14 protein-coding genes are annotated in these 13,578 nt (G+C 54.5%); 3 read left to right on the top strand and 11 right to left on the bottom strand.

Going from position 1 to position 13,578, the window contains the following annotated elements:
* Positions 1-183: 183 nt before the first annotated feature.
* The 7 genes from helD to AC0LWF_RS20765 all read right to left on the bottom strand — a co-directional run bounded on the left by helD (position 184) and on the right by AC0LWF_RS20765 (position 8,097).
* Positions 184-2,613, bottom strand: a complete 2,430-nt coding sequence (gene helD / locus AC0LWF_RS20795) for an RNA polymerase recycling motor HelD (RefSeq protein WP_474653447.1) — start codon at positions 2,611-2,613, stop codon at positions 184-186.
* A 282-nt stretch (positions 2,614-2,895) separates the two neighbouring features.
* Positions 2,896-3,600 carry a PspA/IM30 family protein gene (locus tag AC0LWF_RS20790; RefSeq protein ID WP_474653446.1) on the bottom strand — a complete coding sequence of 235 codons (705 nt, stop codon included), beginning with the start codon at positions 3,598-3,600 and terminating at the stop codon, positions 2,896-2,898.
* A gap of 1 nt (position 3,601) precedes the next feature.
* Positions 3,602-4,087, bottom strand: a complete 486-nt coding sequence (locus tag AC0LWF_RS20785) for a hypothetical protein (RefSeq protein WP_474653445.1) — start codon at positions 4,085-4,087, stop codon at positions 3,602-3,604.
* A 138-nt stretch (positions 4,088-4,225) separates the two neighbouring features.
* Positions 4,226-5,536, bottom strand: a complete 1,311-nt coding sequence (locus AC0LWF_RS20780) for a sensor histidine kinase (RefSeq protein ID WP_474653444.1) — start codon at positions 5,534-5,536, stop codon at positions 4,226-4,228.
* On the bottom strand, positions 5,520-6,203 hold the full coding sequence (locus AC0LWF_RS20775) for a response regulator transcription factor (protein WP_474653443.1): 684 nt from the start codon (positions 6,201-6,203) through the stop codon (positions 5,520-5,522). Before AC0LWF_RS20775 ends, AC0LWF_RS20780 begins: the two co-directional genes overlap by 17 nt.
* 132 nt (positions 6,204-6,335) lie before the next feature.
* A complete protein-coding gene (locus AC0LWF_RS20770) occupies positions 6,336-7,595 on the bottom strand; it encodes an MFS transporter (protein ID WP_474653442.1) in 1,260 nt (419 codons plus the stop codon).
* 22 nt (positions 7,596-7,617) lie between these two features.
* Positions 7,618-8,097 carry a MarR family winged helix-turn-helix transcriptional regulator gene (locus AC0LWF_RS20765; RefSeq protein ID WP_474653441.1) on the bottom strand — a complete coding sequence of 160 codons (480 nt, stop codon included), beginning with the start codon at positions 8,095-8,097 and terminating at the stop codon, positions 7,618-7,620.
* 28 nt (positions 8,098-8,125) lie between these two features.
* Between AC0LWF_RS20765 and AC0LWF_RS20760 the strand changes: the two genes are divergently transcribed.
* The gene (locus AC0LWF_RS20760) at positions 8,126-8,347 is read left to right on the top strand and encodes a TetR-like C-terminal domain-containing protein (RefSeq protein ID WP_474653440.1); all 222 of its coding nucleotides are present in this window, start codon (positions 8,126-8,128) and stop codon (positions 8,345-8,347) included.
* Between the two features lie 18 nt (positions 8,348-8,365).
* Here AC0LWF_RS20760 and AC0LWF_RS20755 read toward each other — a convergent pair whose 3' ends face one another.
* Positions 8,366-9,334: a quinone oxidoreductase family protein gene (locus tag AC0LWF_RS20755; RefSeq protein WP_474653439.1), complete on the bottom strand. Its 969-nt coding sequence runs from the start codon at positions 9,332-9,334 to the stop codon at positions 8,366-8,368.
* A 135-nt stretch (positions 9,335-9,469) separates the two neighbouring features.
* Between AC0LWF_RS20755 and AC0LWF_RS20750 the strand changes: the two genes are divergently transcribed.
* Entirely contained in the window at positions 9,470-9,919 is a 450-nt protein-coding gene (locus AC0LWF_RS20750; RefSeq protein WP_474653438.1) for a MarR family winged helix-turn-helix transcriptional regulator, read from the top strand.
* 143 nt (positions 9,920-10,062) lie between these two features.
* Positions 10,063-10,734 (top strand): cupin domain-containing protein, encoded by a 672-nt coding sequence (locus tag AC0LWF_RS20745; RefSeq protein ID WP_474653437.1) that lies wholly within the window; start codon positions 10,063-10,065, stop codon positions 10,732-10,734.
* A gap of 58 nt (positions 10,735-10,792) precedes the next feature.
* Here the strand turns inward: AC0LWF_RS20745 and AC0LWF_RS20740 are convergent, their stop codons facing one another.
* From AC0LWF_RS20740 to AC0LWF_RS20730, 3 genes are all read right to left on the bottom strand, one after another.
* Entirely contained in the window at positions 10,793-11,152 is a 360-nt protein-coding gene (locus AC0LWF_RS20740) for a group I truncated hemoglobin (RefSeq protein WP_474653436.1), read from the bottom strand.
* Positions 11,153-11,237: 85 nt separating this feature from the next.
* Positions 11,238-12,809 carry an ABC transporter substrate-binding protein gene (locus AC0LWF_RS20735; RefSeq protein ID WP_474653435.1) on the bottom strand — a complete coding sequence of 524 codons (1,572 nt, stop codon included), beginning with the start codon at positions 12,807-12,809 and terminating at the stop codon, positions 11,238-11,240.
* A gap of 6 nt (positions 12,810-12,815) precedes the next feature.
* Positions 12,816-13,577, bottom strand: a complete 762-nt coding sequence (locus tag AC0LWF_RS20730) for a response regulator transcription factor (protein ID WP_474653434.1) — start codon at positions 13,575-13,577, stop codon at positions 12,816-12,818.
* Between the last annotated feature and the right edge of the window lies 1 nt (position 13,578).

The following is a 13,578-nucleotide window of genomic DNA, read 5'->3' as shown; positions in this document are numbered from 1 at the left end:
GCGCGACGCGTTTCTCGGCTGGTTCCTTTTCTGAGAGTGCTGAATCTGCAGGCTCAGAGCTTCAATCGGCCAATTTTCATGCTGAGAGAGCGTATTTGATCTCTCAGTCTAGCCGGCGGCTAGGTAGAGCGTGTCAATACCGGTGCTTTGTCAACAACTACTCAGGTCCCCAAGCCCCTGCACTTATCCCTCATAAAGCGACGTATCGAGCTGCTGCATATATGGCGCTACATCTCCTGCCGTATACAGCCGCAATCGGTGCATCGCTCTCGTACAGACCGTATAGAAGAGCTTGCGCTCGCTCTCCCTGCTGTAGGTCTGAGCAGAAGCGTCATAGACCAGCACCGCATCGAACTCGACGCCCTTCGCGAGATATGCCGGAATGACCGCCACGCCCTTCTCGAAGGTGAGCGTCTCCTTCGTGACGAGACGCAGCGCTTCGCCGCCATTCTCCGCGAGCGCGTCATATGCGGCGCGGGCCTCCGCTGCCGTCTTCGTAATGACGGCGATGGAGTCGAAGCCTTCGGCTCGAAGCGCTGCCAAATCGCTGGCGATACGCGCCGCCCGCTCCTCGCTGCTGCCGAGCCGCACGAGCTGCGGCTTGCCGCCAAGCCGCTCGAACGGCACAATGTCCGCGCCATCCGGCAGCATCGCCTTGGTGAACTCCACGATCTCTTTCGTGGAGCGGTAGCTGCGAACGAGACGAATGAGCCTCGTTTCGTCTGGCCCATAGATACGCGCAAGCGGCGAATCCGCCTCGTGCAGAATCGTCGATTGCACGAAGATTGCCTGGCCGAAGTCGCCAAGCACCGTCATGCGCGCGCGCGGAAACAGCCGCTTCAAGAAGGCATATTGGAACGGCGAGTAATCCTGGCCTTCATCGACGAAGACATGCCGCACGTCCGTATTCATCCGCACGCCTTCCACCAGCTCCTTGAGATACAGGAATGGCGTCGCATCTTCATAGAGCAGCTCGTAGCCGCTCAGCTTCGCTCGCGTCTGCGCGCAGATTTCCGCCCACTTCTCCGGCACATCGGCCTCGCCAGTCATCTCCAGATACTGAGCTTCCTCACGGTACAACTGTCCATATAACTGAACAAAATCGATGAACTTGAACCGTCTCACGTCACGACGCAGCGGCGCAAAGCTCTCCTTCACAATCATTCGGCGGAGAAGCTCCTCTTCCTGATCGGCAAAATCAAACGCTTCTCCCTCACCTTGCTCGGTACCTTGGAAATCTCCATACTGATCGATATACGACTGCGTAAAATCAAACACCGCTTCATCGCGCTCGTATTTCTTCAGCACCGCTTTATGTGCCTCTTCATATTGCTCGTTGTCGAGGTAGTCGAGCTCATCCTTCACCCACTCGGCCTTCCGCTCCTTGCGCTCAATTGAAGCCAGCTGCTGCAGCAGCCATTCCCGCAACAGCAAGGCACGATTCGCAAGCCGAATGGTGCTGTCATAGCTGTAAAACTGCTCTGCCATCTGCTCCGCAGTAATCACTTCGCGGTCTCTAAACCAGATCCCGCTGAATAGCATGCCCTTCTTGCAGAGCCATTCTCCATATTGCTGCAAAGCATGAAGGAAACGCTCCGAGGCCTTATACCGTATGCCCTGCAGTCTCCCTTCATATGCCGAATCGCCGTCAACATCTGAGGTCAGCACATATTCAATCTGATCAAAAGGGTCCTCTAGCCGCATCTGATTACCAAGCCAGTATGCCAAATACTCTTGGAACGTCGTCTGCTGCATATTCTCCTCGCCAAGCTCAGGGAGCACCGTCGAGACATAGCTGTTAAACATCGGATTCGGCGAGAACAGGACGATCTGGTCCGCCCGCAGCCGGTCGCGGTGCTTATAGAGCAAGTAAGCGGCCCGCTGCAAAGCCGCTGACGTCTTGCCGCTGCCAGCCGCGCCTTGCACGATGAGCATCCGGCTCTTGTCGTCGCGAATAATCGCGTTCTGCTCCTTCTGAATCGTTGCGACGATGCTCTTCATCTGCGCGTCCGCGCCTTTGCCGAGCGCCTGCTGCAGCAGCTCGTCGCCGATGGTGACGCTCGTGTCGAACACGCTGCGCAGCTCGCCGCTCTTTATCTGATACTGCCGCTTCAGCAGCATCGTTCCGTCGATCTGCCCGCCGGGCGTCGCATATGAGGCAGATCCGGGGGAATGATCGTAATACAGACTTGCAATCGGCGTACGCCAGTCGTATACGAGGAAGTTCAGTCCATCCTCTTCGACAAGCGAGGATACGCCAATATAGATTTGCTCGCTTGCGTCAGCGCCCTTCTCTTCATAATCAATGCGCCCAAAGTAAGGCGACGGCAGCATGCGCTTCATATTGTTCCACCGCTGAAGCCGCTGCTTGTGGCTCCGTTCCCGTTCAGAGAGCAGCGCCTCCTGCTGCCTGATGCTGTATAAGGTTTCTTCGAAATCGTCAAAGGTGCTCGTGTTGACCGTTACATCTTCCCAGAACTTCTTGGCAAAGTCCGTCACCTGATTGCGCAGCCCTGACACCTCTGGCGCAAGCTCCTCGATCTTCGTCTGCAGCGTCTCTGTTACCTGCTTTAATCGCGCCTGCTCCTGCTTCCAATCGTTCTCGCTTATCATTCTCGGACACGCTCCCTCATAAGTTTTGGCAACCCGCCGCAATACCGGTTGACAGCGGGCGAACTATCATGGTAAGATTAAATTATAGATAAGATGTTCTTACTCTGTCTTCATGAAATAAGAGTCGTGACAGGTTTTCCTAGCATATCATAGGACGGCTTGATTTGTAAATCATTTATAAACATAACAAAACCGGCAGATTCTGCCGGTTTTTCTTATTGTTATCACATATATGCGCTCGCCTTTGGCTTATGCCATCTGCACGCGCACTATGCTATGCAATTATTCTGCTGCCTGCTGTTGCTCCTGCTCCTGCTTCAATTCCACTGCTGGCTTCCGCTTCAATTCCTCCAGTGAAGCTTCAATCTCCGCTGTCAGCGTCGGATCGAGATACTGCGGCGCGGACCGCTTTGCCGGCGAGTTGAAATGATTCATTGCCGCAAGCTCCGCCTCAACCATCAGCACCCTCTCCTCCGCACGGGCGAAGCCTTTGACGATGCCGTCCGTCTGAAACGATACGACACTCTGGTTCAACTCCTTCAGGGAGCTTGCCACATTAACCCGGGATTCGAGCAGCAGCCGGCGATGATTATACTCCTCTGATTGCACGAGCAGCTGGGCGATGCGCTCCTCCAGCACCTGCGTTTGTTCCTGGATCGTTACGTATTGCTCGCGGTAGACGGCCAGCTTCTTCTCCTGCAGCAGCTTCTCCTGCAGCGCCAGCTTCGCAATCTGGTCCTCGCCCTGATCCACCGCAAGCCTCGCTTGACGGTCCCGCTTCTCTACTGCCGTCTCGGCATTCGCAATCAGCACCGCTTGCCGCTTCTCAATAAACAGCTGGTGCGCCAGCGCCCGCTGCCCTTTCTCCAGCTCCACGCTAAATTCCCGCATATATTGATTCACCATATTGAGCGGCTTCTCGCACTTATCGATCAGCCCGTTCGTTTCGGCTAGAAATACATCTTTGACACGTTTGAAGATACCCATATTACTTCGACTCCTTTGATTGATTTTGCTGCATTTCCCATTGATCCAGGAAGTCCGATGCGCTAGGAATGCCAGCAAGCACGTTCGCTCCATCCGCGACTCTCGACCGTTTGCTTCGTCTGCTCATCCAGAAGATCAGTAGTCCGGCGATCAGAATGGCTCCACCTACCGCTACGCCAACGCCATGCTCATGCTCGTGATCCCGACCAAAACGCATGTTGCCGCCCTCTTTGAACATCGGCGCTTGCGGCGGTACTGGCACAGATGCATCATCGCCGCGTAGCGCAGGCATAGCCATGCCCTCTCCGCCTCTTATCTCAACCTTCATGCCCCCTGCAGGGCTGCCATGGAACTCCTGACTTACTCTCACTACTTTCGATACATCACGCCCGTGCTCACCGGCCACCATGCTTAAGCCGGCTCCGACAGCAACGATGATGACGGATACCAGCAGCGCTTTTTTCACCCAAGGTCTAATGCGTCTCACGCTTTAATCATCCTTTCCTAACAGTGATCTTGTCTCTACAGTACCCACTATATCGAGCAATGGTAAAAGTACGGTAAAGGGTACAAAAAAAGCCCTCCTCTTCATCTTCCAAAGAGAAAGGGCCGCTCGCCAGCCGTGCTATACGGGAAACTCGACCGAGAATGTGCTTCCTTTGCCAGGCGCACTCTCGAGAACAACGGAGGCCCGGTGGGCGATCGCGATTTGTTTTGCAATTGCGAGTCCTAGCCCTGCGCTGCCCTCCTCGCGAGAGCGGTGCTTCTCGACTCGGTAGAACCGGTCGAATATACGCGGCTGATCCGCTTCGGCAATGCCGATACCGCTGTCGCGGACAATGATCCGCCACTGCCTCGGGTTAGGGTCAAGCCCAACGTCGACCTTGCCTTCCTCGGGCGTGTACTTGATCGCATTATCCAGCAAAATATAGACTAGCTGCTTCAGCTTCTCTGGATCGCCTTTCACGGTCAGCGTATCAGGCAGCATCATCCGCAGTGTGATCGCCTTCTTCTGAGCAACACCTTCGAAAGCTTGCACCCACCCGCGAAGCTTCGGCACGATGTCGAAAGCGCCCATCTCGAACTCGACCGAGCCTGCGTCGGAACGGGCAAGCAATAGCAGATGCTGTACCATCCGGCTCATCCGGCCGATCTCTTCCTTCATATCCGACACGACTTCCTTCGAATACGGTGTTATCGTCTCCCCGTTCTCCAGCTCGATAACATCTAGGGAGGTGTTCATAATGCTAAGCGGCGTCCTCAGCTCATGCGATGCATCTGCCAGAAATTGCTGCTGCTGCCTGAACGATCGCTGGATTGGAATCATCGCTTTTTGGGACATGGAGGAACTAAGCTTTATGGCTACAAGAACGAAAATAATAAGAATAAAGATGAACACAAGGAGCAGTGTACGGAGAATATCCCAGTAGTAAGTGACATCCTTGGCCGCATAAATCGTAGCCGGCCCGTTCGCCGTCATAATCGGATGCGCGCCTATGAAGAGCAGCCGATTGTCTGAGACAAGCATCACGGTTCCTTGGTGCTTATGAATCTCGGGGAGCCAGCGCAGCCGATACTCGTCCCGATCCGACTTCCAGTCTCGAATCTTATGCAGGCTGTATTCGCTGAGCTCAGGAATCGCATCACTATGAGCAAGCACTTGCCCTTGATTGTCCAGCACATAGAAGAAGTACAAATCATCATTGCGACTGTTCTCCAAATCCGGAATGACAACGCGGCCGTCCTCAGTCGCATACATGGTCGTGCTGAGCGAATTGCTCTGCTCCCGGTACGCCATGATGATGAAGAAAACCGATACGATGATCGAGAATAACGCCAGAAACAAGATAATGAGCCACGTATAGGTGAAGGTGAGCTTCCTCTGTGTATATTGGAATAAGTCGCGTTTCTTGCCCTTCTTAAGCGTCCATTTCAAACCGGTAGCCTACCCCTCTGATGCTGTGAATGGCCGGTTCCCCACCAGAATCATCCAGCTTGTCCCGGAGCATTTTCACGGTAACATCGACATTTTTGTAGGAGACATCACTGCCGAGCCCCCAGATGCGATCGAGAATCGCCTCTCTCGTCAGCACATTGCCGGTGTTCTGCAGGAAGAAATCAAGCAGCTGGTATTCCCTCGGGCTGAGCTGGATCTCTGCGCCGTCTCTATATAACTGGTGCGAGGCACGATTGAGCCTGAACCGCCGTCCGAACGTCACAATATCCGACTGCCTCGGGGCAAAATTCCGCCGTGCCAGCACCCGAAGACGAGCAAGCAGCTCATCCATCTCGAAAGGCTTCGTCAAATAGTCGTCGGCTCCTGCATCGAGGCCGAAGATTTTGTCCTGCAGCGAATCCTTGGCGGTCAAGAGGACGATGGCTTGTCCATAATTGTCGCCCCGCAGCCGCTTGCAGACGTCGACCCCATCCATGAGCGGCATCATCCAGTCCAAGATGAGCACATCATAAGCCGACCCACGGGCATAATCCAATGCATCCTCGCCGTTCTCCACCCAATCGACGTGATAGCCGCCCTTCTTCTCCAGCATATATTTAACGAGCTTGCCCAGCTTCTTATCATCTTCCGCCAGCAAAATGTTCACGTTTACGCTCCCCCGCCGCTACATTCGAAATAATAGCTTAGTATACCAAACAAACGGTAAAAGTACGGTAAAAAACAACCCCTAAACGCTGTATTGGCGAATAGGGGTTGGCTCATTACTTATCGGGGAGGCTTACGACTCCAGTGCCGTTTGCTTCGCGCGGCGGCGGTTCGTAGTCAGCGCGGCTTGCAGCATAATCAAGACGACGAACAGCGCCATGCAGCCGGCGGAGTATCGGTACATGACCGAATAATTCGACGCGGCGGATATTGCGCCGAGGAGAATGGCCCCTGTTGCGACGCCGAAGTCCGTCGAGTTGTAGAACATGCTGTTCACAGTGCCGTACTGCTCCGGCGCGGAGGAGCGCAGCATCCATGCTTGAATCGTCGGCTGAATAGCGCCGAAGCCAAGGCCGTACAGCAGCGCCGATAGAATCAACATCGGCATTGCATGGGTGCCGGAGAGCAGCAGCATGCTCGCTGTGACGCATAAGCCGGCGGGAACGAGCACCGCCATGTGGCCTTTGCGATCGAAGATGCGGCCGGAGAATGGCCGCACTAGGATGATCGTAATCGCGTTGAACAGGAAGAACAAGCCGACCTGTTCAATATGCACATAATCGCCGAACAAGGCGAGAAAACTAAGCAAACCGCTGTAGGTAATGGACAGCAGCGTGTTCAGCAGCACGGGGAATAGCAGCTTGCGGTTGAAGCCGGTTTTGACCGGGGCAGCCGTGTTTCGCGCTGCCTGCTGCTGCACGGCCGATGCTGGCAATTGTGCTGCCGGCGCTGCTTCGCTGTGCTTCGAGCCAGACAGCCACAGCACCGGGAAGATCAGCACCGATGCGATAAGCCCAAGCATCGTGAGCTCCATGAAGCCTGCATGCTTCATGACGTTCAGCCCGATCGACGGGCCGATGGACATGGCGAGGCTCGTCGATAAGCCGAAATAGCCGATCCCCTCGCCCATCCGGCGAACCGGGATGATGCGGGAGACGAACGTCGGCAATATCGTGCTCGCCATGCCGAAGCCGATGCCGTAGGCAATCCGCAGCACGAGCAGCGCGCCGAACGATCCGGCTGCCGTGTACAGCCCTGTTGCTGCCGCTGCGATCAGCAATCCGATAATGAGCAGCGCCATGCGGGATACGCGCCGCATGAGAGCAGCTGTCGCGAACCGCGAGGCAATGGCAGCGAGCGCGAATACGGAGGTAACGAGACTGACCTGCACGTTACCTGCGTCGAACTCCCCTTTTACATAAGACGGGAAGGAAGACAGCAGCATTTGCAAGCCGAGAAATAGAAGAAAGAAGCTTGCCGTGAGCGCGATAAAAGGTCTTGTCCACAAAGCTGCCGGTTGTTGTTGTTGCTCCTGTTGTAGCTCTGGCTTCATGATTCACCTCTCCTTATGTTCGTTATTCATGACCGTGCCCGCCCGTGCTGCCGCCAAAATTCGCGGTTATATGGTGCTGAACGCGCATAAGCAGCTCAAGCAGCGTGTCATATTCTTGTTCCGATAAACAGCTCTTCACATCTGCCGTGACCGTCTCTTCAATCGGCGTCGTCTCACGAATGAGCGCTTTGCCCGCTTCCGTGCTGTAGACGAGGAATGCTCTGCGATCCTGCTCGCCCGGCTTCTTATAGATGAGGCCCTTCTTCTCCAGATGGTCTAGAATACGGGTCGTCGATGGCTTGTCCTTGCTCGTCCGCTCCGCGATTTCTTTCTGGATGAGCCCTTGCGCCCGATTAATCTGATTGAGCGCCGACCATTGCTCCGTCGTAATGCCATATGGCGCGAGCCGCTGCTGGAACTGCGCCGCGACTTTGCGGTAGGCTATGCCAAGCGCGAAGCCAACCGGTATTTGATTCGTATGGTTCTCATGATTCGTTGTCATCGCAAGAAGACCTCTCATCTTTAAATAGTTGTTTAGACAACTATATGACAGGCAACCGTTTCTGTCAACGTTTCTGAAGATAGCAAAAACCCTGTCTTCGGAATATTTGCTCGCCTATACCACATCAGCGAATTTCGGCATCTTGACGCACTGGATCGCGACCGGCATGAAGCAAACGCCCACGGAAGTGGCCCACATTATGATGCGGATCCACTACCATGGGCCTGTGCACGTGCTTAATCTGGATTAATTCGATTACAGCTTACCCTTATGGGACAAACACAATCCGACGACTTGAATCAGCTAATGCAGCCTGCCATGCCGTCTCCACCTCGGAAAGCGGCAACGAAGCCGCATTCACACGAAGCTTACCAGCGGCAATCGCATCCATGAGCGCCGGGAATTCAGCTAGATACCCCGCTGCCGTGACCGAGCCTTGACCGCTGCCAATCAGCTGGAAGTTGGCAGATCTGAGCGCAGCAGAAGGAATCGCGGCTGTCTGGCCAGCAACGGATCCGATCTGGATCCAGGCGAGCGCCCGGCTCCGGTCGGACCGCTTCGTTAGCAATGGAACCATCGCTAGTTCGGCCGGCTTCCCCCATAAATAATCGAGCACGATATCAGCCTCTGCCGCTGCCTCGCCCAGTCGCTCGGCGGCAGCCTCCGGGTCGCCCGCAAGCGATACGATCTTATCCGCGCCAAGCGCAGGCAGCGACTCAAGCCTTGCTTGGTCCCGCCCGGCGCCGATGACCTCGCTTGCGCCAAGCAGCTTCGCAATCCGGACCGCCATCTGTCCAGAGTTGCCGGTCGCACCAAGCACCAGCACCTTCTGCCCAGGCTGGATTTGCACCCTGCGCCGAAGCGAGACCCACGCCGACATCGCCGGATTCATCCCAGCCGCGATCAGGACAGGGTCTGCCCCTGCGGGCAAAGGCACGCTGCGGCGGACATCGATGACTGTGCGCTCCGCGAATGTACCGAGCGGCGTGTCTAGGGCAACGAAGTAGACGAGCTGCCCGCCCGGCAGCCGCCCTACACCGTCAATACCGGGAATAAGCGGCAATTCATCCGTGCTCGTATAGTGGGAACCGTTAGCCTGTGCACGTACGCGCATATGCAGGCCTGCTGCCAGAACATCGCCTACCACTTCATGCTTCCCAGTGGGCTGCGGCAGGTCGATCGCTTCATACTTCGGTGCTGTATCGAAAGAACGTACTACTGCTGCTTGAATCATCATAAGTAAAACCTCCATTATGTTTTGCTTGCATTCATTTAGTTTGTCATACAAACTAATATAGTTTGTATAACGTACTATGTCAATAGCTGTTGTGTTATAATGGGAGAAAATGATTATGGCTCGGAGTGAATGCTTATGAACACTACCTCTTCTCATTCGCAGGAAGACCTATCTATTGTCGACAGTCTGGCGCAGCTGTCGTTCCTTGTCCACGGCATTCTTGGCCGAGTTGGCGCAGAGAATGACCTGTCGATTATCCAAATCCGACTGCTTGGCATACTGCGCGACCGAGAGCCGAGCATGCAGCAGCTCGCCCAGCATCTGGCGCTCGACAAATCGAGCATCACCGGACTGATCGACCGTGCGGCTAAGCGCGGGCTTGTCGAGCGTATTCCATCGCCGACCGACAAGCGCGGCTTCCTTGTCCGCGTCACGGACGCCGGTCGGAAGCTGATTGACGGCGGCGGCGAAGAGATCATACGCCAGCTGAATGCGGCTGTCACAGCTGCGGGACTTTCCGAGGCGGAGCAGGCGCAATTCGCTGCACTCGCCACCCGAATTATCGGAGCTAACAGCACGCTGTAACGATATGCGCCAATTCGAAGAAGAGCCGCCCTACTGCTGGGCGACTCTTCTCTTTTTCCAGACAAATACACCGAACACGGGGCGCGCACATAAACTGCCTATATCTAGGCTCAAACTAAACTGGAATGAGGCGAAAGCAGAGAATGTCCGCTTATATCGATTACACGTCACCTTCTGTGCAGTACGCATTTGACGTGAATAAGAGCCCACTATTCAAGAAGGATGCCAATAACTATATAAACGTGCTCGGCGTGCAGCAGCTGAACTCGCTCGAGAATTCGTCGCTCCTCGACATTTATCTCAGCGCGGGCAATGTGGTCGAACCGCATTACCATCAGAACGCTGCCGAGCTGGTCTATTGTATTTCTGGTGCAGCAACGGTATCCATGCTGAACCCGTTCACGAAGCAGCTTCTCAACTTTCCCATCACCCCAGGGCAAGTCGCGAATATTCCGCAAGGCTGGTGGCATTATGAAATCGCGACAGCGGATCACACGCATCTGCTGGCCATCTTCGATGCCCCTCAGCCGGAGGTTATACTGGGCTCCGACATTCTGAAATTCACGCCTGCCAACGTCATGTCCCATACCTACTGCATTAACGAAGAGACGTGGAAGAAGGCGGTTGAGCCGGTGAAGCCGTCCACCTATATCGGACCTTATACCGACTGCAACAGCCCTAAAGTGAATTTGGCCGGGCAGCAAAATATGCATCATCCCTATCCGCAGCAACAGCAGCAGGCGGTGCCTTACCATCATCAATATCAGCAGTATCCGTACCCTCCGCAGCAACGAAACTATTGGGATTATTACTGAGCTATTACGCCACTGGGCACGACAAAGGGCCATCCACTTCGGATGGCCCTTCTCTCGGTTACTTATGAAGAATATCGTCTTTCAAAGCGGCAACATGCGTCAAAACCTGATCAATATCTGATTCATCTACACCAAAATGCGCAAGCGCATCATGCAGATGTTTGGCAATCGCATTAAAGTGCTCCTCCTGCAAATTCATGCCTGCATGCGCCTTCGCCATCGAATGCCCGGTGTATTGATTTGGACCTCCCAACGCGAAGCTGATGAACTTCGTTTGATGCTTGCGCTGCTTCTCCATATCCGTGTTCTTGAAGAAATGATTGACCGTATTATCGTCAAGTACTAGCTTATAGAAGTAGTCGACGACCTTGCTGATCGTTTCTTCCCCGCCGAACTTGTCGTAAAGAGACTGGTTCATATGCAGCCCTCCTTCCCTTCATGCTTCTTTAGCATCGCCTGTTAGGTTATCCGATTGCATAATTTCCCATACTCGTCCAATTTCCCTACTTTTTCACTTCGCTTGGATGAGCCGCCCGCCAGGCGTCCAGCTGCTTCTGCACTTCTGCCCGCACCTCGTTAATGCCCGCTTGCCTAAGCTCCTCATTGAACTTCGGCAGCTCCGTATCTACATCCACACTGCCTGTCATCAGACTCGGAAAATATTTCTCCCACACCATCTGGATGTTCTGCATCTGCGCAGACACCTTGGACAAGTCCGGCGTAAAGCCTACGGCGCTCGAATTAACAGCCTCCTTGTTGCCTGCGCGGAATTGGTCCCACTTGTCGAGCGGATCGGGGAACTCGCCGCCCATCGTCTTTAGAATGAACCAGTTTCCTTGCGTATACTGTACGCTGCTATACGTGGGCGATGCATCCGGAATGGGCTTGCCATCCTTGTCCTGAGGCGATTTCGGCACGACTTGGCCGTTGCTGTCGAGCGTATAGTGCACGCCTTCGATGCCGAAGTTGAACAGGTTGCGCACTTCCGGGTCGGTGTTCAGCAGATTAAGAAACTGGACGCTCTCGACCGGATGCTTCGTGTCCGCACTCACTGCCATCACCCCGCCGCGGACGGACTCCGTCGTAATGAGCGCGGGAGTGACTGGATTGGCGACCAGCTTGTAGCCGCGGTCCTTGCTCCAGCTGTTATCCGACAGCGGTCCGCCGCCTGCCGCTTTCCAGAAGACGAGCTCCCCCCGCTTCAGCCCTTGGCTGTCGCGCAATGCCGCATCCTCGTTAATATATCCCTTAACGTAGTAGTGCCGAAGGATATCAAGCACCTTCCGCGCTTCTTCCGTTTCGAAGATGTTCACGACCGGCGACTTCGGATCGAGCGCCCGAATCATAAGCGGAAGATACTTCTCAGACACGTACTGATAGCCGTCTATCGCGAAGAAGTTCTGAGAGTCCTTATCCAGCTCCATCGGCTGATAAGTCGGCTCCTTCTCCTTGATCATCCGCAGCAGCGGCTCAAGCGAAGCAAGCGTCTTGTACTTCGAGATATCTATCTTGTACTTCTTCACGAGCGCATCCGGGTACATCCACTGATCGCGCACGGCGAACTCCTTGTTGGTCGGCACGCCATAGATGCCGCCATCATCCAGCTGCACGCCTTTCCAGAAGACGGGGTCGATAGCGTCATACATTCCCTTGCCGATAGTGGGCAAATAATCGTTCAGCCTCAGCCATGCCCCTCGCTGCGCGAATGAAGCATACTCCGGTGCAAAAGCGATATCAAAAGGCGTCCCCGCCGACACCAGCGTATTCAGCCGATCCTCATACTCCTGCCAGCCCACTTTGATATACGTGATCGTCACGCCGATCTTCTTCGCCAGCACTTCGTTGATCTTCTCATTGACCAGCTTCAAGTCCTTGTCGGGATCGCCGATTGTGTAGTAGATCAAATTCACCGTATTGCCGGTCGTCGCAGCCGTCTCACCATTACCGGACGAGGAGAAGCAGCCTGTAAGCGGCAATATCAGCATCGCAGCAAGTATGAGACCGAATGCAAGACGTCTCATTCTCTGCTGTAGCCGCAGCCGAATCCATAGCCATAGCCGTTGTTGTTGTCGCATTACGGGCTATTCCTTTCTCCGCAAGTCCGAGGGAGATTTATCGAAGTACGTATGGAAATGGGAATAGAAGTAGTTCAGATTCGGATAGCCGACGGAAAGCGCCACACTGACGATTTTCTCATCCGTCGACTGAATCCGTTCCTTGGCACGCTGCATCCGGTAAGCCATCAGATACTCCGAGAACTTCATCTGCGTCTCCTTGAGAAACAGCTGCCCTAGATAGGTCCCGTTCATGCGAAACCGCTCTGCAACCGATTTCAAATTAATGTTCTGTGCATATTCCGCCTTGACCATGAGCAGGATCCGATTCGTCAGCTTGGACAGGCTATCATAACGCACGCCGAGTACCGGGTCCTTGTCCAGGTCATCGAGCTCTGCACCTTCTACCGTTCCGTGCAAATCCTCGACGATGATTTTCTCCACGATGCTCTGCAGCTTGGAGCGGTCCACAGGCTTGAGAAGATAATCCTTCGCGCCGCAGCGGAGCGCCTCTATCGCATACTGAAATTCGCCGTAGCCACTCATAATAATATAGTTCGATTGAAGGCGAAGCTCATTGAGCTTATGAATGGCGTCATAGCCGCGCTGCTTGCCAATGCATACGTCGAAGATGGCGAGATCCGGCATAAACTCCACCGCCTTCGCAATTGCCCCTTCGTACGATTCACTCGTCTCTATACGGTCAAAGCCGTATTTTGCCCAGTCTAGCGTTCGCTTCATGCCCTCCAAAATTTGCGGCTCATCATCTACAATTAGCAGCTTATACATC

It is taken from the genome of Paenibacillus sp. sgz302114 (genome assembly GCF_056120345.1).
This window is presented reverse-complemented; position numbering and strand designations above follow the sequence as displayed.

What these genes read in the sequence shown, in the direction of transcription:
- helD (WP_474653447.1), bottom strand. Translation starts at nt 2,613, where the DNA reads ATGATAAGCGAGAACGATTGGAAGCAGGAGCAGGCGCGATTAAAGCAG.
- AC0LWF_RS20790 (WP_474653446.1), bottom strand. Translation starts at nt 3,600, where the DNA reads ATGGGTATCTTCAAACGTGTCAAAGATGTATTTCTAGCCGAAACGAAC.
- AC0LWF_RS20770 (WP_474653442.1), bottom strand. Translation starts at nt 7,595, where the DNA reads ATGAAGCCAGAGCTACAACAGGAGCAACAACAACAACCGGCAGCTTTG.
- AC0LWF_RS20765 (WP_474653441.1), bottom strand. Translation starts at nt 8,097, where the DNA reads ATGACAACGAATCATGAGAACCATACGAATCAAATACCGGTTGGCTTC.
- AC0LWF_RS20755 (WP_474653439.1), bottom strand. Translation starts at nt 9,334, where the DNA reads ATGATGATTCAAGCAGCAGTAGTACGTTCTTTCGATACAGCACCGAAG.
- AC0LWF_RS20750 (WP_474653438.1), top strand. Translation starts at nt 9,470, where the DNA reads ATGAACACTACCTCTTCTCATTCGCAGGAAGACCTATCTATTGTCGAC.
- AC0LWF_RS20745 (WP_474653437.1), top strand. Translation starts at nt 10,063, where the DNA reads ATGTCCGCTTATATCGATTACACGTCACCTTCTGTGCAGTACGCATTT.
- AC0LWF_RS20740 (WP_474653436.1), bottom strand. Translation starts at nt 11,152, where the DNA reads ATGAACCAGTCTCTTTACGACAAGTTCGGCGGGGAAGAAACGATCAGC.
- AC0LWF_RS20735 (WP_474653435.1), bottom strand. Translation starts at nt 12,809, where the DNA reads ATGCGACAACAACAACGGCTATGGCTATGGATTCGGCTGCGGCTACAG.
- AC0LWF_RS20730 (WP_474653434.1), bottom strand. Translation starts at nt 13,577, where the DNA reads ATGTATAAGCTGCTAATTGTAGATGATGAGCCGCAAATTTTGGAGGGC.